The sequence below is a fragment of the Methylobacterium sp. CCH7-A2 genome (assembly GCF_001557075.1).
In the GTDB taxonomy this organism is placed as follows: domain Bacteria; phylum Pseudomonadota; class Alphaproteobacteria; order Rhizobiales; family Beijerinckiaceae; genus Allobosea; species Allobosea massiliensis.
The window spans coordinates 23,735-50,512 of the sequence record NZ_LSKN01000289.1; the positions used below are offsets into that span (position 1 = coordinate 23,735).

Sequence of the window (26,778 nt, forward strand, 5' to 3'; positions counted from 1 at the left end):
CATGAACGCTCCCACCCCCGGCCAGCTCACCTCGTCACTGCTCTATCTCGACGGCGTCAGCGTCTCCTTCGACGGCTTCAAGGCGATCCGCGGCCTCTCGCTGACGATCGAGCCCGGCGAAATGCGCGCCATCATCGGCCCCAACGGTGCCGGCAAGACGACGATGATGGACATCATCACCGGCAAGACCAAGCCAGACGTCGGCACGGTGATGTTCGGCGGCTCGATCGACCTGACGCGGCTCGACGAGGCGGCGATCGCCAATCTCGGTATCGGCCGCAAGTTCCAGAAGCCGACCGTCTTCGACTTCCACACCATCGAGGACAACATCCTTCTGGCGCTGAAGGCGCCGCGCACGGTGGCGCGGACCCTGTTCTGGAAGACGGCGGCGGCGCAGCAGAAGCGCATCGACGACATCCTCGGCATCATCAAGCTGGGCGATGCGCGCGAGCGGCTCGCGGGTTCGCTCTCGCACGGCCAGAAGCAGTGGCTCGAGATCGGCATGCTGCTGGCGCAGGACCCCAAGCTCCTGCTCGTGGACGAGCCCGCCGCCGGCATGACCGACGGCGAGACCGCCGAGACGGCCGTGCTCCTCAAGGAGATCGCCAGGGACCATTCGGTCATCGTGGTCGAGCACGACATGGGCTTCATCCGCGAACTCGGCGTGAAGGTCACGGTGCTGCACGAGGGCTCGGTCCTGGCCGAGGGGCCGCTCGACCAGGTCAGCGCCAATGAGCGCGTCGTCGAAGTCTATCTGGGGCGCTGAGCATGCTGACCGTCGACGCCATCGACCTGCATTACGGCGCCGCCCAGGCGCTGCGGCGCGTCTCGATCACCGCGCAGGCCGGCCAGGTCACATGCGTGATGGGCCGCAACGGCGTCGGCAAGACCACGCTGATGCGCGCCATCGTCGGCCAGCAGCCGATCAGCGGCGGCAAGATCGGCTTTCGCGGCGAGGATATCTCGACCTTGCGCACCGAGGACCGCGCCCGTGCCGGCATCGGTTTCGTGCCGCAGGGCCGCGAGGTCTTCCCGCTGCTCAGTGTGAAGGAAAACCTCGAGACCGGCTTCGCGCCGCTGCCGCGCCGGGAGCGCTATGTCCCGGACGAACTCTTCGACCTGTTCCCCGTGCTCAAGTCCATGCTGGGCCGACGCGGCGGAGACCTCTCGGGAGGCCAGCAACAGCAACTCGCGATCGCGCGGGCGCTGGTGACCCGACCCAAACTGCTGGTGCTCGACGAGCCGACCGAGGGCATCCAGCCCTCGATCATCAAGGATATCGGCCGCGCGATCGATTATCTGCGCTCCAAGGGCGACATGGCGATCGTGCTGGTCGAGCAGTATTTCGACTTCGCCCGCGATCTCGCCGACACGATGTTCGTGATGGACCGCGGCGAGGTCGTGCTGTCCGGCGCGATGAAGGACCTCGACGCCAACCAGGTGCAGCGGCTGATCCAGGTGTAGGGGCGACCTTTCGCCGTCATTGCGACCGAAGCGAAGCAATCAAGGAGACGTAGATTACTGCCGCTCTGGATTGCTTCGCTCCGCTCGCAATGACGGAAGGGCCAGCCACGGCCCCCGTCAAAACGCCAGCGGCGCGTTGTCGACGACCTCCTTCATCACGAAGAAGGTGCGGGTCTGCCGCACGCCGGGAAGCGCGATCAGCTTGTCGCCGTGGAGCTTGTTGAAATCCGCCATGTCCCGCACGCGGATCTTCAGGATGTAGTCGAAGTCGCCGGCGACGATGTGGCAGTCGAGCACGACCGGCATCGCCCGGATCGCCGCCTCGAAATCGCCGAAGCTCTCCGGCGTCGATCTGTCCAGCACCACGCCGACGAAGGCCAGCGTGCCCATCTCGACCTTTTGCGGCGAGACCTGCGCCCGCACACCCGTGACGTAACCCTCCGCGAACAGGCGCTGGATCCGCCTGTGGCAGGTCGCGGCGCTGGTGTTCACGCGCTTGGCGATCTCGGCATTGCCCATCCGTCCGTCGCTCTGCAGCAGCCGCAGAATCTTGAGGTCGGTCCGGTCGAGTTTGGGCTCCATGAAAGGATCTTCCAGAACAGCCGCCGATTATGGTTTGATATGTAAGCAGCCGAGCAGCCATCGTCGTCAAGACGTCATCCACGCCTCCCACTTCGGAAGCACCTTTCAGGCAATTCTCGCTAGTTTTTTCCGAACTTCAATCCGGAGCAAGCAAGAACCATGCTGTCGAAATTCGAGCGCTATCCGCTGACCTTCGGCCCGACGCCGATCGAGCCGCTGCCGCGTTTGTCGGCCCATCTCGGCGGTCAGGTCGAGCTCTTCGCCAAGCGCGAGGACTGCAATTCCGGCCTCGCCTTCGGCGGCAACAAGCTGCGCAAGCTCGAATACATCGTGCCGGATGCGATCGCGTCTGGAGCCGACACGCTGGTCTCGATCGGCGGCGTCCAGTCCAACCACACCCGCATGGTCGCGGCGACCGCCGCCAAGATCGGCATGAAGTGCCGCCTCGTGCAGGAGAGCTGGGTGCCGCATGACGATGCCGTCTATGACCGCGTCGGCAACATCCTGATGTCGCGGGTGATGGGCGCGCATGTCGAGCTGGTCGACGAGGGCTTCGATATCGGCATTCGCGCAAGCTGGGAGAAGGCGCTGGAGGATGTGAAGGCGAAGGGCGGCAAGCCCTATCCGATCCCCGCCGGCGCTTCCGTCCACAAATTCGGCGGCCTCGGCTATGTCGGCTTCGCCGAGGAGGTGCGGGCGCAGGAGGAACAGCTCGGCTTCAAGTTCGACTACATCGTCGTCTGCACCGTGACGGGCTCGACCCATGCCGGCATGGTCGTCGGCTTCGCCAAGGACGGCCGCCAGCGCAACGTCATCGGCATCGACGCCTCCTTCACCCCGGCCCAGACCAAAGCGCAGGTGCTCGACATCGCGCAGAAGACCTCGGCCCTGGTTGGCGGCAAGGACATCGTCGCAGACGACATCGTTCTGAACGAGGACTACGCCTATCCGGTCTACGGGGTCCCCTCGAAGGAAACGATCGAGGCGATCCGGCTCTCCGCCAGGCTCGAGGGCATGATGACCGACCCCGTCTATGAGGGGAAATCGATGCAGGGCATGATCGACCTGGTGAAGAAGGGCTTCTTCCCCGCCGGCTCGAAGGTGCTCTACGCCCATCTCGGCGGCGTACCGGCGATCAACGGCTACAGCTACACCTTCCGTAACGGCTGAGCGCGATGGAGGTCGTCCTCCTGGTCGAGTTCGAGGCGGGGGCGCCAGAACGCGCCGCTCTGCTGGAGCGGCTCGGTGCGCTTGCGCTGACGGGGCGAGGCCGGCTCAGCTTTCTCGGCACCGCCCCGGGCGAGGCGGGTCGGCCGGGCCGCGAGGTCCTGGCTGTCGGGGTGACGCGGGCGGCCGAGGCCACCGCGCTCGTCGCGCGCTGGCGCGAGGAGGGGGCGCTTCCGGTCGAGGCCTCGGTGCGGCCTCTCGCCGTCCAGCCGCTCTGGTCGATGGAGCCCTTAGCGCTGATGTTTCCCTGAAACGGCACGCTCGCCCGGCGGCCTGCGGCACACCGGGCGAGGGCAGGAGGGCTCACTTGCCTGCGTTGACCGTGATCGCCGGCAGGGCGCTGCTCTGCAGGCCGTATTTCGCGAAGATCGCGTCATAGCCGCCCTTGGCCTTGAGCCGGTCGAGAGCGCCCTTGACCGCGTCGCGCAGCTGGTTGCCCTCCGCGGTCTTGGCGAAGGGGATGCCGGCGCGGACATCGGTGAAGGGCGTGCCCAGCGGCACATAGGTGTTGGGCTCGAGCTTCAGGAAATAGGGCATCGTCTCGCTGCCCTGGACAGCCGCCTGCAGCCGCTGCGTCTTGAGCTGCGTGCGGGCATCGACCGAGCCCTCGGTCCCGACGATCGTCATCGCCGGCTTGCCCTTGGCGACGCAGTTGGCCTGGCTCCACTTCTCCATTTCGGCCGGCCAGGTGGTGGAGCGGCTGGCGCCCACGCTCTTGCCGCAGAGGTCGTCGGTGGTCTTGATGCCCGAGGCCGCCAGCGCCGTGATCGTGTAGAACTGCGCGCCGGACGCGAAGTAGTTGACGAAATCCACGGTCTCGCGCCGGGCTGCATTGTCCGACATGCCGGCCATGACCATATCGACGCGGCCCGTCTGCAGCGAGGGCAGCATCTGCGCGAAGGCGGTTTCCTGCCATTCGATCTTGACGCCGAGTTCGGCGCCGATCGCCTCGCCAAGCTCGATGTCGAGCCCGGTCAGCGTGTTGGTCGCCGTGTCCTTGAAGGTGATCGGCGGGTAGTTCGGCTGCGTTGCGACCACGATCTTGCCGGCGGACTTGATGCGCGCCGGAAGCTCCTGGGCCGAAGCGGCGGCAGGCAGGGCGAGGGCGAGCGCGGCGATCAGGCTGCGGGTCATCTGGGACATGGGAAACTCCTCTGGAAGCGGCGCTTGATGATGGGGTGGGTCAGCTCAGGACGGCGGCGATGAAGTCGCGGGTGCGCTGCTGCTGCGGCGCTCCCAGAACCTGGGCCGGCGGGCCCTGCTCGACGAGCCGGCCCTGGTCCATGAAGACGACCCGGCTGGCGACTTCGCGGGCGAAGCCCAGCTCATGCGTCACCACGATCATCGTCATGCCGCTGCGGGCGAGGTCGCGCATCACGGCCAAGACTTCGCCGACGAGTTCGGGATCGAGCGCCGAGGTCGGCTCGTCGAACAGCATCAGGCGCGGCTTCATGGCCAATGCGCGGGCGATGGCGACGCGCTGCTGCTGGCCGCCGGAGAGTTCGGACGGATAGGCGTCGCGTTTCTCCGCCAGGCCGACGCGCGCGAGCAGCGCCTCGGCTTCGGCGATCGCATCGCGCCGCTGGCGCTTCAGGACCGTCACCGGCCCCTCGATGATGTTCTGCAGCGCCGTCATATGGGCGAAGAGATTGAAGCGCTGGAAGACCATGCCGCTGGCCAGCCGCTGCCGGGCGATGTCGCGGTCGGTCAGCTCGACCAGCCGTCCGCCCTCCTGCCGGAAGCCGGTGAGTTCGCCATCGACCCAGATCGCGCCGGAGTCGATGCGCTCGAGCTGGTTGATGCAGCGCAGCAGCGTCGATTTGCCGGAGCCCGAAGGCCCGACGATGCAGACGACCTCGCCGGGTGCGATCTCGAGCGAGACGTCGTCGAGCGCGGCCAGCGTGCCGAAGCGCTTGGTGACCGACAGCGCCTTGACCATCGGGATGCCGGTCTCAGCCATGTCGACCTCCCGCGCCGGCACGCCCCTTGGCGAAATGCCGTTCGAGCGCGATCTGGCCGAGCGACAGGATCGACACCACGATCAGGTACCAGCCGGCGGCGACGATCAGCAGTTCGATGACGCGGGCATTGGCGTAATAGATCGTCTGGGCGTTGCGCAGGATCTCGGAGAACTGGATCACGCTGGCGATCGAGGTCAGCTTGACCATGCTGACCACCTCGTTGCCGACGGGCGGGATGATCACCCGCATCGCCTGCGGCAGCACGATCCGGCGCAGCGTCGTCAGCCGTGTCATGCCGATCGCCTTGGCGGCTTCGGTCTGGCCGTGATCGACCGAGAGGATGCCGGAGCGGACGACCTCCGCCGTATAGGCCCCCTGATTGATGCCGAGCCCCAGCAGCGTCGCCATGAAGGGCCCGATCACGTCGATCGTCCGGACCGAGAACAGGCCGGGGATGCCGAGGGTCGGGAACACCAGCGCGAGGTTGAACCAGATCAGCAGCTGCAGGATCAGCGGCGTGCCGCGGAAGAACCAGATGTAGAAGGCGGCGCAGCCCCGCATCACGCCATTGGGCGACATCGCCATGATGGCGAAGAGGACGCCCAGCGCGATGCCCAGCGCCATGGCGCAGACCGTCATGATGACGGTGTTGACGAGCCCGCCGAGGATGGCCGGCGCGGTGAAGAACTGGCCGACGACCTTCCAGGCGATGTCGCCCTCGGCGAAGGCCTTGATCACCAGTGCCAGGGCCAGCAGCACCAGCGCGGCCGAGAGCCAGCGCCCGAGATGCAGGCGTCCGACCCGGGGCAGGCTCAGGATGGCTGGGTCGAAGTGAGATGCCGTCCGCGTGGGCTGGGTCATGGCGTCGGCCCCCGGTACTCCAGCGCCCAGGCGCGCTGCCGGGCCAGATCGCGCGACAGCCGCTCGATCTGCTCGGCGACGCGTGCTGGCGAGGTACCGCCCCGGGCCATGCGGGCGTCCAGCGCGGCCTCGAGCGTCAGATGCTCGCGGATATCGGGCGTCAGGCGAGGATCGACGGCCGCCAGATCGGCATCGTCGATCTCGTGGAGCTCGCAGTCGCGCTCCTCGCAGAGTCGCACCAGCGCGCCGGTGATGTCATGCGCCGTGCTGAAGGGAACGCCCTTGCGCGCCAGGAAATCGGCGACCTCGGTGGCGAGCGTGAAGCCCTGCGACGCGGCCTTCCGCATCGTCTCGGTCTCGACGGTCATCGTCGCGACCATGCCCGCCATCGCCGGCAGCACCAGCGCCAGCCCGTCGACGGCCTCGAAGGCGGCGCGCTTATCCTCGGCGAGGTCGCGGTTGTAGGACAAGGGCAGGCTCTTCAAGGCGGCCAGCATCGTGGTCACGCCGCCGATCAGCCGGGCCGAGCGTCCGCGCGTCAGCTCGGCGATGTCGGGGTTCTTCTTCTGCGGCATGATCGAGGAGCCGGTCGCGAAGGAATCGTGCAGCGAGATCCAGCGATAGGGCTGGGTGCACCAGATCACGATCTCCTCGGCCAGGCGCGACAGATGCACCGCGAGCATTGCGGCGACGAACAGGAATTCGGCGACATGGTCCCGCGCGCCGACCGCGTCGACCGAATTCTCGAAGGAGGCGTCATAGCCGAGCTCTTCGGCCGACAGCTCGGGATTGAGCGCAATCGCCGAGCCCGCCAAGGCCGCGGCCCCCAGCGGGGAGACGGCATTGCGCGCATCCCAGTCCATCAGCCGGCCTGCATCGCGCGAGAAAGCCTGGGCATGGGCGAGAAGATGATGGCCGAAGGTGATCGGTTGGGCCGCCTGGAGATGGGTCACGCCGGGCACCGGCGTCGCCTTGTGGGCCTGCGCTTGGGCGACGAGCGCATCCTGCAGCGCCATGAGCTCCGTCATCAGCGTCCGCGCCCGGTGGCGCAGGAACAGCTTGAGATCGTTGGCGGCCTGGTCGTTGCGCGAGCGCCCGGCGCGGATCTTCCCGCCGAGCGGTCCGAGCTTCTGGGTCAGCACCCGCTCCAGGAAGGTGTGGACGTCCTCGTCCTCCGGCCAGGGCTCGATCAGCCCGGCGGCATGCTGCTGCGCCACCTCGTCGATGGCCCTCAGGATTGTGGCGATCTCGCCATCGTCGAGAAGCCCGGCGCGGCCGAGTTCGCGGATATGGGCGCGCGAACCGGCCAGATCATAGGGCGCGAGCCGGAAATAGCTCGGCTCCGAGCGGGAGAGGCGAGTCAAAGACGGATCGGGCTCGGCGCCGAAGCGGCCACCCCAGAGGCGCAAGGGCTGGTTCACAGATCAACTCCGGCACGATGTCTCTTCGGGGAAGCCTAGGGCGAGGACGGCCCCGCCGGCAAAGGAGATGATTTCCCACGATCATTCCATTTCGGAATACCTCTTTGCCGGATCGGCAACGTCCCTTAAAATGTCGGGATGAGCGGGCCGTCGCATCCCTTGCCGTCGACCACCGGCCTGCGCGTCGTCGAGGCCGTGGCGCGTCACGCCTCCTGCTCCGGCGCGGCGCTCGAACTCAACATGACGCAGAGCGCGGTCAGCAAGCAGCTCAAGGCCGTCGAGCAGATCGTCGGCGTGCCGCTGTTCAGGCGCAACCGCCGCGGTCTCGAGCCCACCGAGGCCGGCCGCGCCTTCATCGAGCCGGCGCGCGCGGCCCTGTCGGGTCTGGTGGCGGCCGTCGCCGGGATGGCGCCGTTTCGCCCGGCACAGCACCGCGTCAGGCTGCATGTGCTGCCGATCCTGGGCGATCGCTGGCTGGTGCCGCGCTTCTCGGGCTTTTCCGACCGGCATCCCGAGATCGACGTGCAGTTCACCACTTTCGTCACCCATGACACCAGTGAGCCGCCCGACGCCATCTTCCGCTTCGGCGAGGGCGACTGGCCCGGCCAGGTCTGCGACTATCTCTTCGGCCGCGACGTGGTTCTGGTCGGCGCTCCCGATGTCTTCGGCCGCTTCGGCGGTCTCGAGAGCGCAGCCGACGTCGCGCGATTTCCGGTGCTCGACCATTTCCAGACGCCGCTGCGCTGGAGCGACTTCGGCGAGGCGAACGGCGTCGTCGGCCTCGCGCCCCAGCGGGTGATTCGGTTCGGCTTCTATGCGCTCGTCATCCGCGCCGCCATCGCCGGCCAAGGACTGGCGCTGGTGCCCCGCACGCTGGTCGGCGAGGAATTGGCGAGCGGCCAGCTCGTCAATCCGGCCGGGCTCGGTTTTCGCAGCCGCCACGGCTACTGGCTGACCTATCCCTCCGATCGCCCCCCGAGCCCGGCCTTCGCGCTGTTGCGGGACTGGCTTGTCGCGGAGGCCGCCGGGATGCGAGAAGCGCGCTGAAAATCCGTGGCCTCGCATCGCGAGGGCGGCGACGAAAGGATTCCCGATGCAGCTTGGAATGGTCGGCCTCGGCCGGATGGGTGGCAACATCGTGCGCCGGCTGATGCGCGCCGGGCATGACTGCGTCGTCTACGACCGCGATCCCAAGCCCGGCGCGGCCTTGGCGGCGGATGGCGCGGTCGTCGCGGCCGATCTCGCCGACATGGTCGCCAAGCTCCAGGCGCCGCGCGCGATCTGGGTGATGCTGCCGGCCGGCAAGATCACCGAGGCGACACTGGCCGAGCTCGCCGGCCTGCTCTCGCCGGGCGACACGCTGATCGACGGCGGCAACGCCTTCTGGAAGGACGATGTCCGCCGTGGGCGCGAACTGGCGGCCAAGGGCCTGCACTACATGGATGTCGGGACCTCGGGCGGCGTGCATGGTCTCGACCGCGGCTACTGCCTGATGATCGGCGGCGACAAGGCGGCCTTCGACCGGCTCGAGCCGATCTTCGCGACGCTCGCGCCCGGCAAGGGCGAGATCGAGCCGACGAAGCATCGCGAGGGCCGCAATCCGACGAGCGAGCAGGGCTACCTTCACTGCGGACCCGTCGGCGCCGGCCATTTCGTCAAGATGGTCCATAACGGCATCGAGTACGGCATGATGCAGGCCTTCGCCGAGGGCTTCGACCTGCTGCGCAACGCCTCCGCGACGGAAGGCCTGCCGCCCGAATACGGCTTTTCCTTCGATACGGCCGAGATCGCCGAAGTCTGGCGCCGCGGCTCGGTCGTGACCTCCTGGCTGCTCGACCTGACGGCCGAGGCGCTGGCCGCCGACGAGGAGCTCTCGGCCTATTCCGGCCATGTGTCCGACTCGGGCGAGGGGCGCTGGACCGTCGATGCCGCGGTCGAGACCGCGACGCCGGCGGAGGTGCTGACCTCGGCGCTGTTCGCGCGCTTCCGCTCGCGCGTCGACCACACCTTCGGCGAGAAGGTGCTCTCGGCGATGCGGGCCGGCTTCGGCGGCCATGTCGAACCCAAAAAGCAGGGCTGATTCCGGATGGTTGCCTCGCATGCGACGGTCAAGCCGGCCGTCATCGTCGTCATGGGCGTCGCCAGCTCGGGCAAGACCTCGCTGGGGGAGCGCCTCGCCGGCCAGCTCGGCTGGCCCTTCCGCGACGCCGATTCGTTTCACCCGCCGGAGAACGTCGCCAAGATGGCGGGCGGCACGCCGCTGACCGACGAGGACCGCAAGCCCTGGCTCGCCGCCATCGCCGCCTGGATCGACGATCTGCGCGCGTCGGGCGGCCACGGCATCGTCACCTGCTCGGCGCTGAAGCGCGCCTATCGCCGCGTCATCGTCGGCGACCGGGCGGATGTCGCGCTGGTCTATCTCAAGGGCTCGCGCGAGCTGATCGGCGAGCGCATGGCACAGCGGCAGCATCACTTCATGCCGACGGCGCTGCTCGACAGCCAGTTCGCCACGCTCGAAGAGCCAGGCGAGGACGAGCGACCGCTCGTCGTCTCGGTCGAATCGTCGAAGGACGCGATCGTCGCCGACGTGCTGACTCGGCTCTCGCTGGCTTGAGCCCGGCGGGGAGCGTCAGGGGCGCTTGAACGGCCAGCGGATGACACCGCCGGCCTGGAGCGCCCACCAGACCAGCACCGGCTGCAGCGCCAGGCGCGGCGCGTGATACCACCAGCTCGAGGGAAGGCCTGTCACGGCAACGCCTTCCAGCGCATGCTTGATGTTGGCCGGGAACACGCAGGCCGCGTAGAGCGCGAGCCCGATGCCGGCCGCCGGGCGCAGGCGCGGGATCATCAGGCCGACGGCACCGGCGATCTCCGCAACGCCGGTGGCGATCACGACCGCAAGAGGCGCCGGCACCCAGTCCGGCACGATCGGCAGGAAACCCTCGGGTCGGGCGAGATGCAGCAGGCCGGCCGCGAGATAGAACGCCGCCAGCAGCCACCGCATCCCCCGGCGCCAGCGGCTTTCAGCCATCACGTCACCTCGAACCAGGTCCACAGGCCGCGGTCGAAGCGCTCCAGCACGGTCGAAGAGATCAGCCAGCGGCCGGGATTCTCGGCGATGAAGGCGATGTGCAGGCGCTTGCCGTCCGGGATCTGCACGGTGTCGAGGAAGTAGGGCTCCCAGCCATCGTCGAGCGGGTGAAGCAGGCGGAAGCAATGGCCGTGGACATGCAGCGGCTGCAGGAAGGCGGTCCGGTTGTCGATCGCGAGCACGATCGGCGTGCCGCGCTTGACGCTGAAGAGCGGCTTGCCCGCGGCATCGCCGACCCCGCCATTGAGGCGCCAGGGCCGCGCTGGATCGACGCTCGCCATGTCGAGCTTCAGGTCGGCACCGAGCTTCGCCCCGCCCTCGATCACGATCTGCGGTCGCACCGCATCCTGCAGGCGCACCGCCGCCGGCAGCGTCGGGTTGGCCTTGAGGGCCATCGGCGCGGTCGAGACCGGCCGGGCGGTGCCCTCGGTGACAAGCCGGACCAGCGGCACGCCCGAGCCGACGAGCGCCGTGACGATCGCGGTCGCCCCGGCCTCCGCCGGCATGTCGACCAGGAGGTCGTAGCGGGTCCCCGGCGCGAAGGGCAGTTGCGAGCGCACCGGCTCGAAGGATTCGGTCGGTTGCCCGTCGACCGCGATGACCACCGCCTTGATGCCGTCAAAGCGCAGCCGCATGATCCGGGCGTTGCAGGCATTGGCGAGCCGCAGCCTCACCCGCGCTCCGGGCGCCACCGGCACACGCTGCGGCGGCGCCGCGCCGTTGACGGTCACCCAGCTCCCGAGCCGCCCGGCGGCCGCAACGGCAGGGCTGTCGGGCGCGAAGGGCTGGACCGCATTGTCGTCGCCGAGCAGCCAGTCGGTGACCAGAACGGGCAGGTCGAGCGTGACCGGTGGCGGTTCGGGCTCCTCGACGACGAGCAGGCCGCTGAGCCCCCGCCCGGCGGGCTCGGCGGCACCGCCGAGCACCAGCGGCCGATACAGGATGGTGCCCGAATCCGGCGGCTTCAGGCGATAGGTGAAGCGCTCGCCTGGCGCGATCGCGGGCTGGCTGAAGCCGCCGACCCCGTCCATCGCCGCGTCGCCCCGCAGCCCGTGCCAGTGCAGTGACAGCGGCCCGCTGGTGTTGTTGAGCAACTCGAGGCGCAGCGCCTCGCCCTGGCGGATCCTCAAAGTGGGCCCCGGCGTGGCGCCATCGAAGGCCCAGATCTCGCTGTCGAGCGCCGGTGCCGGGCGCAGACGCGCTTTCGCAGGCGCCGCGGTGAGCGTGCGCAGGGGCGGCTCGGCGGCAGCCGCCGGGGGCGAGGCCGACTGGGCGCTGGCCCCGCCGGGCAGGGCGGCGAGCGCGCTCGCGGCGGCCAAACCGGTCAGCGCGGCGCGGCGGGTCGGTAGGGCGGGGCTGTCGATCGTGTCGGTCATGCACAACCGCATAATCGGCGGCGGGAGCGAAGGCGAGAGGCCGTGCCCTTGCGATCGCGTGAGGACGGCCGCCCGGCGTCTTTTGCAGAACCGTCATTTTTTTGCTGCATGGGCCGCCTGAAATGCGTATAGCACCGGCGCCCAATGATGGCCGCGCTGCGCTTTTGCGCATGCTGGCGCCATCGGGCCGGCGGGCGTGGCGGAACTGGTAGACGCACTGGTTTTAGGTACCAGCGGCGAAAGTCGTGGGGGTTCGAGTCCCTCCGCCCGCACCATCGAATGGTTTTCGTGAGCGCGGCGGCGGTCTCCCCGGCGTCGCGCTTTGGACATTGAAGTAACGAGCTGTTGGCGGATCGAAAACGATGAACGTGACCGAAACCCTCTCGCAGGGCCTCAAGCGCGAATTTCAGGTGGTGCTGAACGCCGCCGACCTCAAGACGCGGCTCGATGACGGCCTCCAGGGTCTGCAGGGCAAGGCGCGCATCAACGGCTTCCGCCCCGGCAAGGTGCCGGTCGGGCATCTGCGCCGGCTCTATGGCCGCTCGGTCATGGCCGATGTCGTCCAGAACGCGGTCAACGAAGCCAATCAGAAGATCGTCGCCGATCACGGCCTGAAGCTCGCCTTCGAGCCGCAGATCAAGTTCCCCGAGAACAAGGACGAGATCGAGGCCGCGATGGAGGCCAAGGGCGATCTCGCCTTTACCGTCGCGCTCGAGGTCCTGCCGAAGATCGAACTCGCCGACCTCTCGGACGTGGCGCTGACCAAGCCGGTCGCCGAGGTTCCGGACGCCGATGTCGACGCCGCCCTGGAGCGGATGGCGTCCTCGAACCGCAGCTTCTCCAACAAGGGCGAGAAGGCCAAGGCCGAGAAGGGCGACCGCCTGATGATCTCCTTCGTCGGCACGCTCGAGGGCAAGCCCTTCGACGGCGGCACGGGCGAGGGCATCGCGCTGGACGTCGGCGCCGGCCAGTTCATCCCCGGCTTCGAGGAGCAGCTCGAGGGCGCGAAGGCCGGCGAGACCCGCACCGTCAAGGTGACCTTCCCGGAGAACTATACCGCCCAGCATCTCGCCGGTAAGCCGGCCGAGTTCGAGGTCACCGTCACCGAGGTCCAGGCTCCCGAGCCGGTCAAGATCGACGACGAGCTCGCCAAGGCGTTCGGCCTGGAGTCGCTCGACGCGCTGAAGACCGCGATCCGCGAGCAGATCGGCCGCGACTTCGCCACCCAGTCGCGCCGCAAGCTCAAGAAGAGCCTGCTCGACGCGCTCGACGGCAAGTACACCTTCGAGCTGCCGCCGACGCTCGTCGAGCAGGAGTTCGGCAGCGTCTGGAGCCAGGTCGAGGCCGACATGAAGGACGCCAAGAAGTCCTTCGAGGACGAGGGCACGACCGAGGAGGCCGCCCGCGCCGACTACCGCAAGATCGCCGAGCGCCGCGTCCGTCTTGGTCTCGTGCTGGCCGAGATCGGCGAGCAGGCCAAGGTGCAAATCTCGGATGACGAGGTCACTCAGGCTCTCGTCGAGCGCGCCCGTCAGTTCCCGGGCCAGGAGAAGCAGGTCTGGGAGTTCTACCGCAAGAACCCGCAGGCTCTCGCCGAGATCCGCGCGCCCATCTTCGAGGAGAAGGTCGTCGACCACCTGCTCGGGCAGGTGAAGGTCGAGGACCAGACCGTCTCGCGCGAGGCGCTCTTCGCCGACGAGGACGCCGACGCGGCCGCCGAGGCCAAGCCGAAGAAGGCGGCCGCCAAGAAGGCGAAGAAGGCCGACAAGGCCGAGGATTCCTCCGGCGACGACGCATCCGTCTGACGATACGGAAACCTTATTCTCAACATTCGCGCCGCTCGGCCCCGTGCCGGGCGGCGCTTCTCTTTTCAGCCGCGTTTGCCGTGCTTATGTGTGTGGCTCTCACGACAGTCACGATTCGACCGACCGCCGGTTCCCGGCCTCCGCTCTTCCGGCCTCTTCCATCCAAGGACATCTCCATGCTTCGCGATCCGATCGAGACCTACAACAATCTCGTCCCGATGGTGGTCGAGCAGTCGAGCCGCGGCGAGCGTGCCTTCGACATCTATTCGCGCCTGCTGCGCGAGCGGATCATCTTCCTGACCGGGCCGGTCGAGGATTACTCGGCGTCGCTGATCGTGGCGCAGCTCCTGTTCCTCGAGGCCGAGAACCCCAAGAAGGAAATCTCCTTCTACATCAACTCGCCCGGCGGCGTGGTCACCTCCGGCCTGTCGATCTATGACACGATGCAGTTCATCCGCTGCCCGGTGACGACGCTCTGCGTCGGCCAAGCCGCCTCGATGGGCTCGCTGCTGCTGACCGCCGGCGCCAAGGACATGCGCTTCGCCCTGCCGAATGCCCGCATCATGGTGCATCAGCCCTCCGGCGGCTATCAGGGCCAGGTCACCGACATCCTGATCCATGCCCGCGAGGTCGAGAGCCTGAAGCGCCGGCTGAACGAGATCTATGTCAACCACACCGGCCGCACCTATGCCGAGATCGAGGCGGCTCTCGAGCGCGACAATTTCATGACCGCCGAGGCGGCCCGCGAGTTCGGGCTCATCGACAAGGTCATCGACAAGCGCCCCGAGGACCCGGCCTGATCGCGGCTGCGACCAGCGGGCGCGTTGCAGATGGGTTGGCTCGGCCTCGCCGAGTCCCCATATTGCCAGGTGGCCGGCCCCGTGTTTGCATGGGGAATCGGACGGATGCGGGATGATCCCGCCGGTGTCCCACGCTGATCCGCTTGTGGATCAGCCGCGAAATCAGGCGTCTCGGAACGGGCCGTTAACCTGATGATCGTGAACTGGACGCCTATGATGACGAAGAGACGACGGTTGCATCCGCTTAGGGCTGATGTGGTCTCCGGCTCCGAGAATGGAGATGGACGATGAGTAAGGTCAGCGGCGGCGATTCCAAGAGCACGCTCTACTGCTCCTTCTGCGGCAAGAGCCAGCACGAGGTTCGCAAGCTCATTGCGGGTCCGACCGTGTTCATCTGCGACGAATGCGTCGAGCTCTGCATGGACATCATCCGCGAGGAATCGAAGTCCGCGCTGGTCAAGTCCAAGGACGGGGTGCCGACGCCGAAGGAGATCCGCAAGGTTCTGGACGACTACGTCATCGGCCAGGAGCACGCCAAGAAGGTGCTCTCCGTCGCTGTCCACAACCATTACAAGCGCCTCTCGCACGCGACGAAGCACAACGACGTCGAGCTGGCGAAGTCCAACATCCTGCTGATCGGGCCGACCGGCTCGGGAAAGACGCTGCTCGCGCAGACGCTGGCCCGCATCCTCGACGTGCCCTTCACCATGGCCGACGCGACGACGCTGACCGAAGCCGGCTATGTCGGCGAGGATGTCGAGAACATCATCCTCAAGCTGCTCCAGGCCTCCGACTATAATGTCGAGCGGGCGCAGCGCGGCATCGTCTACATCGACGAGATCGACAAGATCAGCCGCAAGTCCGACAACCCGTCGATCACGCGCGACGTCTCGGGCGAGGGCGTGCAGCAGGCCCTGCTCAAGATCATGGAAGGCACCGTCGCCTCCGTGCCGCCGCAGGGCGGGCGCAAGCATCCGCAGCAAGAGTTCCTGCAGGTCGACACCACCAACATCCTCTTCATCTGCGGCGGCGCCTTCGCCGGCCTCGACAAGATCATCGCGGGCCGCGGCAAGGGCACCTCGATCGGCTTCGGTGCGACCGTGAAGGGCCCCGACGAGCGCCGCACGGGGGCGATCTTCCGTGAGGTCGAGCCCGAGGATCTGCTGAAGTTCGGTCTGATCCCGGAATTCGTCGGCCGTCTGCCGGTCCTGGCGACGCTGGAGGATCTCGACGAGGCCGCGCTGAAGACCATCCTGACCGAGCCGAAGAACGCGCTGGTCAAGCAGTATCAGCGTCTCTTCGAGATGGAGGACACCGAGCTGACCTTCACCGACGAGGCGGTTGGCCTGATCGCCCGCAAGGCGATCGAGCGCAAGACCGGCGCGCGCGGCCTGCGCTCCATCATGGAGGGCATCCTGCTCGAGACGATGTACGAGCTGCCGGGCCTCGAGGGCGTCGAGCAGGTCGTGATCGGCCCGGAGGCCGTGGAATCCAAGTCTCGCCCTCTGTTCATCTACTCGGAGCGCGAGGACGAGGCGAAGTCGGCCTCGGCCTGAGACGCCGCGTGATCGGGCCGGGCTGGTATTGGGCGGGTGTCCGAAGCGGCCCTGCCTGTGCCTTGCCAGATAACAAATCGTCGAACGCGCGCCGTCTGGCGCGCGTTTTGCGTATCCGGCCCGGCGTCTGCTTGGGCCCTCGCGGCGAATGCTTGACCGGTCTGTCTCCTGCCCTGGTGGCGGTGGCGCGAAATCGGGCCGCCGTCTCGGCTGGAGCAAATTGACGCGGTGCAATTGTCTGGGGCCAACTGTCGCCGGATCGCTTGAAAGCCGGTGAGGAAGTCTCCACTTTAGGCTCACTCGCGAGAGTCGCATGCCTGTCGAGGGTGCGATGCGCGGGGGCGGATGGGCGAATGGTCGCCACGTCCGCTTACGTCCGGCGCCGACGCCCATTGCGGGGAAGACGGCGGGCGCAACCACAAAGGAATAGTCATGACTGGCTCGGCGCCCCGCGCTCCTTTCGTGCCCGGTGAAACCGGCACCTATCCGGTTCTCCCCCTGCGCGACATCGTCGTTTTCCCCCACATGATCGTGCCGCTCTTCGTCGGCCGCGAGAAGTCGATCCGTGCGCTCGAGGAGGTCGTGAAGACCGACGGGCTGATCCTGCTCGCCACGCAGAAGAACGCCGGCGACGACGATCCGGAAACCAAGGACATCTACGAGATCGGCACGCTCGCCCGCGTGCTGCAGCTGCTCAAGCTGCCTGACTCCACCGTCAAGGTGCTGGTCGAGGGCGTCGGCCGCGCCAAGGCGACGGCCTATGTCGCCGACGAGGCTTTCTACCAGGCCGAGGCCGTCGGCCTCGCCGAGGAGGAGGGCAAGAAGGTCGAGGTCGAGGCGCTGGGCCGCTCGGTCGTCAGCGAGTTCGAGAGCTATGTGAAGCTCAACAAGAAGATCTCGCCCGAAATCGTCGCCGCCGTGTCGCAGATCGAGGAGCCCTCGAAGCTCGCCGACACCGTGGCCTCGCATCTGGCCGTCAAGATCGCCGACCGTCAGGCGGTGCTCGAGATCACCCATGTCGCGCATCGGCTCGAGAAGGTGCTCTCGCTGATGGAAAGCGAGATGTCCGTGCTCCAGGTCGAGAAGCGCATCCGCTCGCGCGTCAAGCGCCAGATGGAGAAGACCCAGCGCGAATACTACCTCAACGAGCAGATGAAGGCGATCCAGAAGGAGCTCGGCGACGGCGAGGAAGGCCGTGACGAGCTCGCCGAGCTGGAAGAGCGCATCGCCCGCACCAAGCTCTCCAAGGAGGCCCGCGACAAGGCCATCGCGGAGATGAAGAAGCTGCGCCAGATGTCGCCGATGTCGGCCGAGGCGACGGTCGTGCGCAACTATCTCGACTGGATGCTCGGCATTCCGTGGGGCAAGAAGTCGAAGATCAAGAAGGACCTGCCGGCCGCCCAGGCTGTGCTGGACGACGATCATTTCGGTCTCGACAAGGTCAAGGACCGCATCGTCGAGTACCTCGCCGTGCAGCAGCGCGCCAACCGGCTCGCCGGCCCGATCCTGTGTCTCGTCGGTCCTCCCGGCGTCGGCAAGACCTCGCTCGGCAAGTCGATCGCCAAGGCGACGGGTCGCGAATTCGTGCGCATGTCGCTCGGCGGCGTGCGTGACGAGGCCGAGATCCGCGGTCACCGCCGCACCTATATCGGCTCGATGCCCGGCAAGATCATCCAGTCGATGAAGAAGGCGAAGACGGCCAACCCGCTCATCCTGCTCGACGAGATCGACAAGATGGGCCAGGACTTCCGCGGCGATCCGTCGGCGGCCCTGCTCGAAGTGCTCGATCCGGAGCAGAACGGCACCTTCAACGACCACTATCTCGAGGTCGATTACGACCTGTCGAACGTCATGTTCGTGACGACGGCGAACACGCTGAACATCCCGCCGGCCCTTCTGGACCGCATGGAGGTGATCCGCATCGCCGGCTACACCGAGGACGAAAAGACCGAGATCGCCCGCCGCCACCTGATCCCGAATGCGATCAAGAAGCACGGGCTCGAGTCGAAGGAGTGGTCGATCGAGTCCGATGCGCTGCAGACCCTGGTCCGCCGCTATACGCGGGAGGCCGGTGTCCGCAATCTCGAGCGCGAGCTGTCCAACACCGTCCGCAAAGCGGTGAAGGACATCGTCCTGACCAAGAAGAAGAAGGTCACCGTCACGAGCGAGCTGCTAGAGGAGTATCTCGGCCCGCCGCGCTATCGCTACGGCATGGCGGAGACGGAGGATCAGGTCGGTGTCGTCACGGGCCTGGCCTGGACCGAGGTCGGCGGCGAGCTGCTGACGATCGAAGGCGTCATGATGCCCGGCAAGGGCAAGATGACCGTCACCGGCAACCTCAAGGAGGTGATGAAGGAATCGATCTCCGCGGCGGCGTCCTATGTCCGCTCGCGCGCCGTCGATTTCGGCATCGAGCCCCCGCTCTTCGACCGTCGGGACATCCATGTCCATGTTCCCGAAGGAGCGACCCCCAAGGACGGACCGTCGGCCGGTATCGCGATGGCGACCTCGATCGTTTCGATCCTGACCGGCATCCCGACCAACCGCGACGTCGCCATGACCGGCGAGGTCACGCTGCGGGGCCGGGTGCTGCCGATCGGCGGGCTGAAGGAGAAGCTCCTCGCGGCGCTGCGGGGCGGCATCAAGAAGGTGCTGATCCCCGAGGACAACGCCAAGGATCTGGTCGATCTGCCGAAGTCCGTGAAGGAGGGCATGGAGATCGTGCCGGTTTCGCGGATGGAGCAGGTCCTGCAGCATGCCCTGACGCGGCAGCCCGTGCCGATCGTCTGGGAAGAGGATCTGAAAGCGCCTCCCAAGGTGGCCGAGGACGATGCGGCCGGCGTCGTCGCTCACTGAAGCTGGCTGACGTTCAATCGAAAGGCCGCCGGGCAACCGGCGGCCTTTCCCTATGGGAAAGCCTTAACCATCCGCTGGCATGTTCGGAGCGTCCGAGTTGGTCGCAGCGGTCATGGCTAAGGCGAGAGTAAGTTTGGGAGACGCGCCCGGAAGGCCGGCCCCGCCCGCCGCGTTCGGTTCCAGATCGCTGATCTGGTCCATCGTGCTACCGGGCGTCTCGGCCATCATGATGCTCATGATCGCGCTCTCTGCCTATTTGCCGGGCTCGATCATCGCGGTCGAGGTGCGCGCGGCGCGAGAGCGGGCCGTCGCGGGCGCGATGCGGCTCGTGGCGCTGCGGGCCTTCTACTCCGACGCCGTCATCGCCCGCTTGTCGCCCAAGGCCGAGGGGGCGGCCAAGTCCGGATACGGCCCAGATCTGCATGCGATCCCCGTGCCCACCAGCTTCCTGCTCGACTACACCGAGAAGCTGGCCGCCGGGGGCGATCAGATCAGGCTCGTCAGCCCCTTTCCCTGGCCACAGCGGCCGCGGCGGGAGAGCCTCGACGCCTTTCAGGCGGCCGCCTGGAAGGCCCTGACGGAGGACAGGACGCCCTCCTTCAGCGCGATCGAGGGCGAGGGCGCCGAGGCCATCCTGCGCGTCGCCGTGGCCGATCGCATGACGCAGAGCTGTGTGGACTGTCACAACAATCATCCGGCCTCGCCGGCGCGGCACTGGAAGGTCGGGGATGTGCGCGGCCTGATCGAGATCAGGCAGCCTCTCGCCACCGTCACGCGGGAGGCGCGGGAGATCGGCTGGCGGCTGGCCCAGGGCGGGCTGCTGGCGGCTGCGATCCTCGCTCTCACCTTCATCGCCGTCGGGCTTCGCGTGGTCCGGCCCCTGCGCGACCTGACCGCCACCATCGGGCAGCTCGCGCATGATCGTGGGGGAGAGGTCGCGATACCCTATGTCGGCCGGCGTGACGAACTGGGCGTTGTCGCGCGAGCCCTGGAGATGTTGAAGCAGGAACGACGCGCGGCTCACAGCGCGCAGCGGGAAGCGGATGAGGAGGCCCGTCAGCGGCTGGAGCGCGCCGGCCGTCTGCATCGCTTCAGCGCCGGGTTGGGCGAGGATCTCCACCGCCTGCGTGCCGAAGCGGCGTCGTCCTCGGAGGCGATCCGCGGGGCGGTGGACGAAGTCGCCACGCTGTCGGTCGTTAGCGGCGAGCTCGTGCATCAGGCCGGCACCCACGCCGCCCGGCTGGACGAGGCTGGGCGGGCGGTGATCGCGCTCGGCACGGACATCGGCACGGCCGTGCAGGCGGTGGAAGCCCATCTCGATCTCGTCGGCCATCAGGCCGAGCACGCCGTGCGTCGTTCGCGCGATGCCGAGGAGCGGACCCGCCGCCTCGCCGCCGAAGCCACCCGGGTCGGCGATGTCGTCGGGGTGATCCGGGACATTGCCGAGCAGGTCAATCTGCTCGCCCTCAACGCGACCATCGAGGCCGCCCGGGCAGGGCCGGCCGGGCGCGGCTTCGCCGTCGTCGCCGGCGAGGTCAAGGCGCTGGCCGAGCGCACGGCATCCGCGACCGAGGATATCGCCGATCGGATCCGCCAGATCCAGCAGGCCTCGGGGGAGGTCGCCGCCCAGATCACCGACATGACCGGCGGTCTCGTCGGCGACGGGGCCACGGCCCGCGATCTGGCCCAGCGGCTGCGCGACGACGTTGCCGTCTCGGCCGATATCGAGCGCCATATGCGGACGGTGTTCGAGGAGGCGAATGCCCTGGTCGCCGCTCTTGATCGCGTCCGGAGCGAAACGGCGGCCGCGGGCGGCACCGTGCAAGCGCTCGACGAGGCGTCTTCGCGGGTCGCGGACGCGGTCAAGCAGCTAGACCGCCACGCCGAATCGCTCTCGCGCGAGATCGCCACAGCCTGAGGGGGCTGGATGGTGGGCGGTGACGGGCTCGAACCGCCGACCCTCTCGGTGTAAACGAGATGCTCTACCGACTGAGCTAACCGCCCGCGCAGCCGCATGTAAGCCGTGCGGAGGCGGCCATCAAGCTTTCCGTGGTGGGAGGACGGGATGGACGGTGGACGCATCGCCTGCTCCATCCCGGCCATCTGCATTTTGCCGGCGCTGCGCGCTTGACACTTCGGGCCGGTCGCCATAATCCACACCTCGCCGACGGCCACAGCGCCTCGGATGCCCTGCGCGGGCGTAGCTCAGTTGGTTAGAGTGCCGGCCTGTCACGCCGGAGGTCGCGGGTTCGAGCCCCGTCGCCCGCGCCATTTCTTCAATAATCTCAAAAAATTGCCGGCAGAAGCGGATCCGTTGGTTCGGATGCCGCTTGAGGCGCTTTTGCGTGCTGCCTATGCTGGAAGCCGGCTGCGATTTGCCTCGATGTCGAGGACGCTTTGGCCGCGAATCCGCGAGGCTTTTCCGCTCATGACGGCTTCCCTTTTGCTGCGCGACGTCCGCCCCTTCGGCGCTGCGGCGACCGACATTCTGATCGAGAACAGCCGCATCGCCCGGATCGCGCCGGCCATCGCGGCGCCCGGCGTCGCGGTAGAGGAGGGACGCGGCGAGATCGTCGTGCCCGGCCTCGTCGAGGCCCACACCCATCTCGACAAGAACCTGCTCGGCCTGCCCTGGTATGTGAACGAGGTCGGCCCGAATCTGCTCGACAAGATCGACAATGAGCGGATGAACAAGAAGAGGCTCGACATCGAGCCCGCCCGTCAGTCGGCCCGGCAGGCGGTGCGAGCCTCGGTCTTCGGCGCGACGCATATCCGCAGTCATGTCGATGTCGACACTGAGCATGGCCTTTGGGGCATCGAGGGCGTCATGGCGACGCGCGACGCCTGGCGCGACATCGTCGACATCGAGCTGGTCGCCTTCCCGCAATCGGGCCTGCTGCGCCGCCCGGGAACGCTCGAGGTCATGGACGCGGCCATGAAGGCCGGTTGCGAGGTCGTTGGCGGGCTCGACCCCTGCGGCATCGACCGCGACCCCAAGGGCCATCTCGACGCGATCTTCGGGCTCTGCCAGCGCTACGGGAAGCCGCTCGACATCCATCTCCACGAGCCCGGCGAGATGGGTGCCTTCTCGCTCGACCTGATCATCGAGCGCACGCGGGCGCTGGGCATGAAGGGCAAGGTCGCGATCAGCCACGCCTTCTGCCTGGGCACGCCCGATCCGGCGCTGGTCGATCCGCTGATCGAGCAAGTTGCGGCGCTCGACATCGCCATCGTCACCACCGCGCCGGCGAGCCGCCCGGTTCCCGCGGTCAAGCGCATGCTCGCCGCCGGCATCCGCATCGCCGCCGGGTCCGACGGTATCCGCGACACCTGGAACCCCTATGGCAATGGCGACATGCTAGAGCGCGCCGTGCTGGTCGGCCTGCGCAACAATCTCCGCCGTGACGACGAGGTCCGGCTCGCGCTCGACACCTGCACCGTCGAGGGCGCGAAGCTGATGGAGGTGGCCGATTACGGGCTGGCCGAGGGCTGCGCCGCCGATCTGCTGATCCTGCCCGGCGAGACACTGGCCGAGGCGGTCGTCAACCGCTCGCCCAACCGCCGCGTCCTGAAGCGCGGCCGCATCGTCGCCCGCGACGGGGTGCCGCTTCGGCCTGCGACCTGAGGCTGCAGCTCAGTTCTTCTTGAGCCCCGACAGGCTGCGCGCCTCGACCTGGTCCATGGCGCGCACCTGGCCCCAGAAGCTCGCCGGCGTCTCCAGCAGAGGCCGGAATCCGCAATAATCTAGCATCCATTCCGTCTGCGCCTGCGCCGTGTCGAGCACCGCATCCTCGTTGACGAATAGCGCCTTGCGGCCACGCAGCGCGATCCGGCCGTCGACGATGACGGTGTCGACGTCGTTGCCATTGGCGAAATAGACCAGCCGGAACAGCGGCATGTTGGCCGGGTAGAGATGTGGCCGGCGCCAGTCGAGCAGCACGACATCGGCCTTCTTGCCGACCTCGAGCGAGCCGATCTCGTCGGCCATGCCGAGCGCGCGCGCGGCATCCACCGTGCACATCTCCAGCACGCGGCCCGGCGGCAGCCAGCTCGGATCGTGGTGGAAGGTGCGGTGGTAATGCATGCATTGCTGCATATGCCGGAACATGTCGCCCGAGCGGTCCGGCGCCGTCGCATCCGAGCCGAGGCAGACATTGGCACCGGCCTCGAGCAGCTCCGTCACCGGGCAGCGGGCCAGGATCGAGGCGACGGCGGACGGATTATGGACGATATGCGTGCCGGTATCGGCGACGATCGCGATCTCCTCGTCGGTCAACGCTGTCGAATGCGAGAGCAGCGCATGGGGCCCGAGAACGCCGAGCTCCCTGGCATAGGCGACGCTGCCCTTGGTGTGCCCGTCCTGCGTGAAGACGAGGCCGGCCTCCCGGGCGAAATCGGACATGCGACGGCCCTGCGCACGCGCATCGGCCAGATCCGACGCGCTGAGCCCGGCCTCGTGCTCGGCCCGCAGCGTCGGCGTGATCAGCGCGATGTTGAGCCGCTTTCCGAGCCGGCCATGCTGCGACTCGACCAGCGATTGGCAGGTCGCGAACATGTCTTCAAAACTCGTGGCGTGTTCCTTCACCTCGCCGTTCTCGAAGCGGGCATAGGTGCGCGGGAAGGGCGGGCGCGTCGCGCCGACCGCCAGCACCGAGCGCGTGCCGACCTCGGCGACGCCGTCGAGATGCGCCTCGCCATAAACCGGCTCGTCGCAGCGCATGATGGTGTCACCGCCGCCGAGCAACGCGACCGCCGTGGTCACGCCGAAACGCAGTCGCTCCAGCGCCGCGAGCTGCGCCTCCGCGCGCCACCATTCCGGCGTCGAGGCGACGGTGTAGACGGTGTGGCAGACCTCGTACCATTCGTCGCTGCGCCCGCCGCCCATGGTCTTGATCAGGCCGTGGCCGGCATGGGTGTGCGCGTCGATCAGGCCCGGCATCACGATCTTGCCGCCCGCGTCGATGATGGTCTCGGCATCGCCATGGCTGATCGCGAGCTCGGCGCTGGTGCCGACGGCGACGATGCGGTCGCCTTTGATCGCGACGGCGCCGTCCTCGATGACGCGGCGGGTGCCGTCCATCGTCACGACCACGCCGTGCTGGATCAGGATGTCGGTCATGGTCGTCTCCTCAGGCCGGATGTTTGGTTCGGTGAAGCGGCCGTCAGGCCTCGCCGCGAATGCGCTCGAGCGTCGGCACGAGCGAGAGCAATTGCCGGGTGTAGTCGGCCTGGGGCGCCGTGAAGAGCGTCTCGGCGGCCGCCATCTCGACGATGCGACCCGCCCGCATCACCGCGACCCGGTCGCACATCTGGCGGATGACCGCGAGGTCATGACTGATCAGCAGAAGCGTCAGCCCGGTCGCGTCGCGCAGATCCTTCAGCAGGTTGAGGATCTGCGCCTGGACCGAGACGTCGAGCGAGGAGGTCGGCTCGTCGCAGACGATCAGCCGCGGCCGCGCGCCCAGCGCCCGCGCGATCGAGAGCCGCTGGCGCTGGCCGCCGGAGAAGGCATGTGGGAAGCGCTGCGCGGCTTCCGCCGGCAGGCCGACGGCCTCGATCAGCAGGCCGACATCGGCCTCGGCCTCGGCCCGCGTCCGGGCCAACTCGTAGAACAGGATCGGCTCCGCCAGGATGCGGCCGACCCGCATCCGCGCGTTCAGCGAGGAATAGGGATCCTGGAAGATCATCTGGATCGCGCGCCGGGCCTTGCCCTTGCGCGGGGCCGCCTCCGCGCCGGCGATCACCTGGCCATCGAAGCGGATGCTGCCGCCGGTCGGCGCCCGCAGGCCCGCCACCACATTGGCGATCGTGGTCTTGCCGCAGCCGGATTCGCCGACGAGGCCGAAGACCTCGCCTTGCCGGATCTCGAAGCTCACCCCGTCGACGGCCCGGAAGGCGCGGGCGCCACGGCCGGCCAGGAAGCCTGCCCCGTAGTCGACGCTGAGATTGTCGACGCTGAGTAGCGGCACGTCGCGACCCGACGACGGGTCCCCGACGGCCAGGGCCTTTTCCCGTAGCTGGTCTCGCGCGGCGCCGGCCTCGGTCTGGTTCGCCCCGTCGAGCATGGGAAAACGGTCGAGCCGGATGTCGATGCGCGGCACGGCGCCGATCAGGGCCTTGGCATAATCCGCCTGCGGCGTGCGCAGCACCTGCGCCACCGGCCCGCTCTCGACGATGCGGCCGCGGTGCATGATCGTCACCGTATCGGCGATCTGCGCGACGACGCCCATATTGTGCGTGACGAGCAGGATGCCGATGCCGCGCTCATCCGCCAGCCCGCGCAGCAGATCGAGGATCTGCGCCTGAATCGAGACGTCGAGCGCCGTCGTCGGCTCGTCGGCCACCAGCAGCCGCGGCTCGCAGGCCAGGGCGCAGGCGATGACGACGCGCTGGCGTTGCCCGCCGGAGAGCTGGTGCGGATAGGCCGACAGCCGTCGCTCCGGCTCGGGAATGCCGACCGCCTTCAACAGATCGAGGGCGCGCGCCCGCGCCGCGGCCCGGTCGAGCGGCAGATGCGCCCGCAGCGTCTCGACGATCTGGCTCTCGATCGTGAAGAGCGGGTTCAGGCTCGTCATCGGGTCCTGGAAGACCGCGCCGATGTCGCGCCCGAGCCGGATCGCGCCCGGCTTCAGCGGGTCGAAGGGCTGGCCGTCGAGGGCGATCGTGCCCGAGGCGATGCGGCCCGGCTTTTCGAGCAGGCCGAGCACGGCATTGCCGATCGTCGTCTTGCCCGCGCCGGATTCGCCGACCAGCGCATGGATCTCGCCCGGTGCGATGGTCAGCGACGCGCCTTCCACCGCCGTCAGCACGCCACCATCCGCAAGCGGGTATTCGATCCGCAGCCGGTCGATGGCGAGGATGGGGGCAGGGGCGCTCATCCGCGCCCCCGCAGCTTCGGGTTGAACAGGTCGCGCAGCCAGTCGCCGACGATGTTGACGCCGAGCACCAGCAGCACCAGCAGAAGCGCCGGGAACAGCGCGATCCACCAGACGCCGGAGAAGACGAACTCGTTGCCGATGCGGATCAGCGTGCCGAGTGAAGGGTAGGTCGGCGGCATGCCGACGCCGAGAAAGGAGAGGGTGGCTTCCGTCAGTACGGCAGCCGCGAGGTTGATCGTCGCGATGACCAGCACCGGCCCCATCACATTGGGCAGGATGTGCCGCAGCATGATCTGGCGGGAAGGCAGGCCGATCACCTTGACGGCGCGGACATAGTCGCGCGCGCTCTCGACCATCGTCGCGGCCCGCACGGTGCGGGCATACTGCACCCATTCATGGATGGCGATCGCGCCGACGAGGATGAAGGGCGCCCATTCGGCCGAACTCGCGGCCGGAAACAGCATCCGCGTCACGCCCGCCACCAGCAAGGCGAGCAGGATGGTCGGGAAGCTCAGGATGATGTCGCCGAAGCGCATGATCGCGGCATCGACCCAGCCGCCGAAATAGCCCGCGACCAGGCCGAGCCCGACGCCGACCACTGCGGCGACCAGCACCGCCCCGCCGCCGATCAGGATCGAGACCCGCGCGCCATAGAGCATGGCCGAGAGCAGGTCGCGGCCCTGGTTGTCGGTGCCGAGCAGGAAGCGCGGATCGCCCTCGGGCGAGAAGCGCGGCGGCAGCTCCGCATCGATCAGGTTGAAGCTGGTCAGGTCGGTCGGATCGAAGGGCGCGATCAGCGGCGCGAGCGCGGCCGCCGCGACGATGACGACGGCCATCAGCCCGGCGAGCCAGACCGACAGCGGGACGCGTCTCAGGCGGCGGGAGAGGGAGGCGGCCACG

At 68.0% G+C, this 26,778-nt stretch carries 24 protein-coding genes and 3 tRNA genes; 15 read left to right on the forward strand and 12 right to left on the reverse strand.

What is annotated here, in order from left to right:
• Position 1: 1 nt before the first annotated feature.
• Entirely contained in the window at positions 2-766 is a 765-nt protein-coding gene (gene urtD / locus AX750_RS21350; RefSeq protein WP_066716481.1) for an urea ABC transporter ATP-binding protein UrtD, read from the forward strand.
• A 2-nt stretch (positions 767-768) separates the two neighbouring features.
• Complete coding sequence (urtE, locus tag AX750_RS21355; RefSeq protein WP_066716478.1) at positions 769-1,464, forward strand: urea ABC transporter ATP-binding subunit UrtE; 696 nt, start codon at positions 769-771, stop codon at positions 1,462-1,464.
• Between the two features lie 117 nt (positions 1,465-1,581).
• On the opposite strand, the gene AX750_RS21360 is transcribed toward urtE, so the two are convergent.
• On the reverse strand, positions 1,582-2,046 hold the full coding sequence (locus AX750_RS21360; protein WP_066716475.1) for an Lrp/AsnC family transcriptional regulator: 465 nt from the start codon (positions 2,044-2,046) through the stop codon (positions 1,582-1,584).
• Positions 2,047-2,205: 159 nt separating this feature from the next.
• Between AX750_RS21360 and AX750_RS21365 the strand changes: the two genes are divergently transcribed.
• Positions 2,206-3,216 (forward strand): 1-aminocyclopropane-1-carboxylate deaminase, encoded by a 1,011-nt coding sequence (locus AX750_RS21365; protein WP_066716472.1) that lies wholly within the window; start codon positions 2,206-2,208, stop codon positions 3,214-3,216.
• 5 nt (positions 3,217-3,221) lie between these two features.
• Entirely contained in the window at positions 3,222-3,524 is a 303-nt protein-coding gene (locus AX750_RS21370) for a hypothetical protein (protein WP_066716469.1), read from the forward strand.
• A 52-nt stretch (positions 3,525-3,576) separates the two neighbouring features.
• Here the strand turns inward: AX750_RS21370 and AX750_RS21375 are convergent, their stop codons facing one another.
• From AX750_RS21375 to argH, 4 genes are read right to left on the reverse strand one after another with little or no spacing between them, the layout of a single operon-like run.
• The gene (locus AX750_RS21375) at positions 3,577-4,416 is read right to left on the reverse strand and encodes an ABC transporter substrate-binding protein (RefSeq protein ID WP_082732985.1); all 840 of its coding nucleotides are present in this window, start codon (positions 4,414-4,416) and stop codon (positions 3,577-3,579) included.
• A 40-nt stretch (positions 4,417-4,456) separates the two neighbouring features.
• Entirely contained in the window at positions 4,457-5,233 is a 777-nt protein-coding gene (locus tag AX750_RS21380; RefSeq protein WP_066716598.1) for an amino acid ABC transporter ATP-binding protein, read from the reverse strand.
• Entirely contained in the window at positions 5,226-6,095 is an 870-nt protein-coding gene (locus AX750_RS21385; RefSeq protein ID WP_066716466.1) for an amino acid ABC transporter permease, read from the reverse strand. Before AX750_RS21385 ends, AX750_RS21380 begins: the two co-directional genes overlap by 8 nt.
• Positions 6,092-7,516 carry an argininosuccinate lyase gene (gene argH / locus AX750_RS21390; protein WP_066716464.1) on the reverse strand — a complete coding sequence of 475 codons (1,425 nt, stop codon included), beginning with the start codon at positions 7,514-7,516 and terminating at the stop codon, positions 6,092-6,094. Before argH ends, AX750_RS21385 begins: the two co-directional genes overlap by 4 nt.
• Before the next feature lie 138 nt (positions 7,517-7,654).
• Here argH and AX750_RS21395 point away from each other — a divergent pair, with 138 nt between their 5' ends.
• The 3 genes from AX750_RS21395 to AX750_RS21405 are packed head-to-tail and all read left to right on the forward strand — an operon-like array spanning position 7,655 to position 10,130.
• Entirely contained in the window at positions 7,655-8,563 is a 909-nt protein-coding gene (locus AX750_RS21395; protein WP_066716461.1) for a LysR substrate-binding domain-containing protein, read from the forward strand.
• Positions 8,564-8,609: 46 nt separating this feature from the next.
• Positions 8,610-9,596: a phosphogluconate dehydrogenase (NAD(+)-dependent, decarboxylating) gene (gnd, locus tag AX750_RS21400; RefSeq protein ID WP_066716458.1), complete on the forward strand. Its 987-nt coding sequence runs from the start codon at positions 8,610-8,612 to the stop codon at positions 9,594-9,596.
• A 6-nt stretch (positions 9,597-9,602) separates the two neighbouring features.
• A complete protein-coding gene (locus AX750_RS21405) occupies positions 9,603-10,130 on the forward strand; it encodes a gluconokinase (protein WP_066716455.1) in 528 nt (175 codons plus the stop codon).
• 15 nt (positions 10,131-10,145) lie between these two features.
• Here AX750_RS21405 and AX750_RS21410 read toward each other — a convergent pair whose 3' ends face one another.
• Positions 10,146-10,520, reverse strand: a complete 375-nt coding sequence (locus AX750_RS21410) for a DoxX family protein (RefSeq protein ID WP_245282489.1) — start codon at positions 10,518-10,520, stop codon at positions 10,146-10,148.
• A 26-nt stretch (positions 10,521-10,546) separates the two neighbouring features.
• Positions 10,547-11,983, reverse strand: coding sequence for a multicopper oxidase family protein (locus AX750_RS21415; protein ID WP_066716448.1), 1,437 nt, complete (start codon positions 11,981-11,983; stop codon positions 10,547-10,549).
• A gap of 190 nt (positions 11,984-12,173) precedes the next feature.
• Here AX750_RS21415 and AX750_RS21420 point away from each other — a divergent pair.
• The 5 genes from AX750_RS21420 (at position 12,174) to lon (ending at position 19,000) form a co-directional block, all read left to right on the forward strand.
• A tRNA-Leu gene (locus AX750_RS21420) sits at positions 12,174-12,258 on the forward strand.
• Positions 12,259-12,345: 87 nt separating this feature from the next.
• Positions 12,346-13,788, forward strand: coding sequence for a trigger factor (gene tig / locus AX750_RS21425; RefSeq protein WP_066716445.1), 1,443 nt, complete (start codon positions 12,346-12,348; stop codon positions 13,786-13,788).
• Between the two features lie 176 nt (positions 13,789-13,964).
• Positions 13,965-14,588, forward strand: coding sequence for an ATP-dependent Clp protease proteolytic subunit (locus AX750_RS21430; protein ID WP_066716441.1), 624 nt, complete (start codon positions 13,965-13,967; stop codon positions 14,586-14,588).
• 287 nt (positions 14,589-14,875) lie between these two features.
• Complete coding sequence (gene clpX, locus AX750_RS21435; RefSeq protein ID WP_066716439.1) at positions 14,876-16,144, forward strand: ATP-dependent Clp protease ATP-binding subunit ClpX; 1,269 nt, start codon at positions 14,876-14,878, stop codon at positions 16,142-16,144.
• Positions 16,145-16,576: 432 nt separating this feature from the next.
• Positions 16,577-19,000, forward strand: coding sequence for an endopeptidase La (gene lon, locus AX750_RS21440; protein ID WP_066716438.1), 2,424 nt, complete (start codon positions 16,577-16,579; stop codon positions 18,998-19,000).
• 63 nt (positions 19,001-19,063) lie between these two features.
• Here lon and AX750_RS26640 read toward each other — a convergent pair whose 3' ends face one another.
• Positions 19,064-19,237: a hypothetical protein gene (locus AX750_RS26640; RefSeq protein ID WP_197426509.1), complete on the reverse strand. Its 174-nt coding sequence runs from the start codon at positions 19,235-19,237 to the stop codon at positions 19,064-19,066.
• Between AX750_RS26640 and AX750_RS21445 the strand changes: the two genes are divergently transcribed.
• The gene (locus AX750_RS21445) at positions 19,236-20,918 is read left to right on the forward strand and encodes a methyl-accepting chemotaxis protein (protein WP_197426508.1); all 1,683 of its coding nucleotides are present in this window, start codon (positions 19,236-19,238) and stop codon (positions 20,916-20,918) included. The genes AX750_RS26640 and AX750_RS21445 overlap by 2 nt on opposite strands.
• Positions 20,919-20,928: 10 nt before the next feature.
• Here AX750_RS21445 and AX750_RS21450 read toward each other — a convergent pair.
• Positions 20,929-21,004: transfer RNA gene (locus AX750_RS21450), tRNA-Val, on the reverse strand.
• Between the two features lie 190 nt (positions 21,005-21,194).
• Between AX750_RS21450 and AX750_RS21455 the strand changes: the two genes are divergently transcribed.
• Positions 21,195-21,271: transfer RNA gene (locus AX750_RS21455), tRNA-Asp, on the forward strand.
• A gap of 157 nt (positions 21,272-21,428) precedes the next feature.
• On the forward strand, positions 21,429-22,625 hold the full coding sequence (locus AX750_RS21460) for an amidohydrolase family protein (protein ID WP_066716595.1): 1,197 nt from the start codon (positions 21,429-21,431) through the stop codon (positions 22,623-22,625).
• 9 nt (positions 22,626-22,634) lie between these two features.
• Here the strand turns inward: AX750_RS21460 and AX750_RS21465 are convergent, their stop codons facing one another.
• The 3 genes from AX750_RS21465 to AX750_RS21475 are packed head-to-tail and all read right to left on the reverse strand — an operon-like array spanning position 22,635 to position 26,714.
• Complete coding sequence (locus AX750_RS21465; protein ID WP_066716436.1) at positions 22,635-24,119, reverse strand: amidohydrolase family protein; 1,485 nt, start codon at positions 24,117-24,119, stop codon at positions 22,635-22,637.
• Positions 24,120-24,162: 43 nt separating this feature from the next.
• Entirely contained in the window at positions 24,163-25,878 is a 1,716-nt protein-coding gene (locus tag AX750_RS21470; protein WP_066716435.1) for an ABC transporter ATP-binding protein, read from the reverse strand.
• Positions 25,875-26,714, reverse strand: a complete 840-nt coding sequence (locus AX750_RS21475; RefSeq protein WP_082735425.1) for an ABC transporter permease — start codon at positions 26,712-26,714, stop codon at positions 25,875-25,877. Before AX750_RS21475 ends, AX750_RS21470 begins: the two co-directional genes overlap by 4 nt.
• Positions 26,715-26,778: the final 64 nt, after the last annotated feature.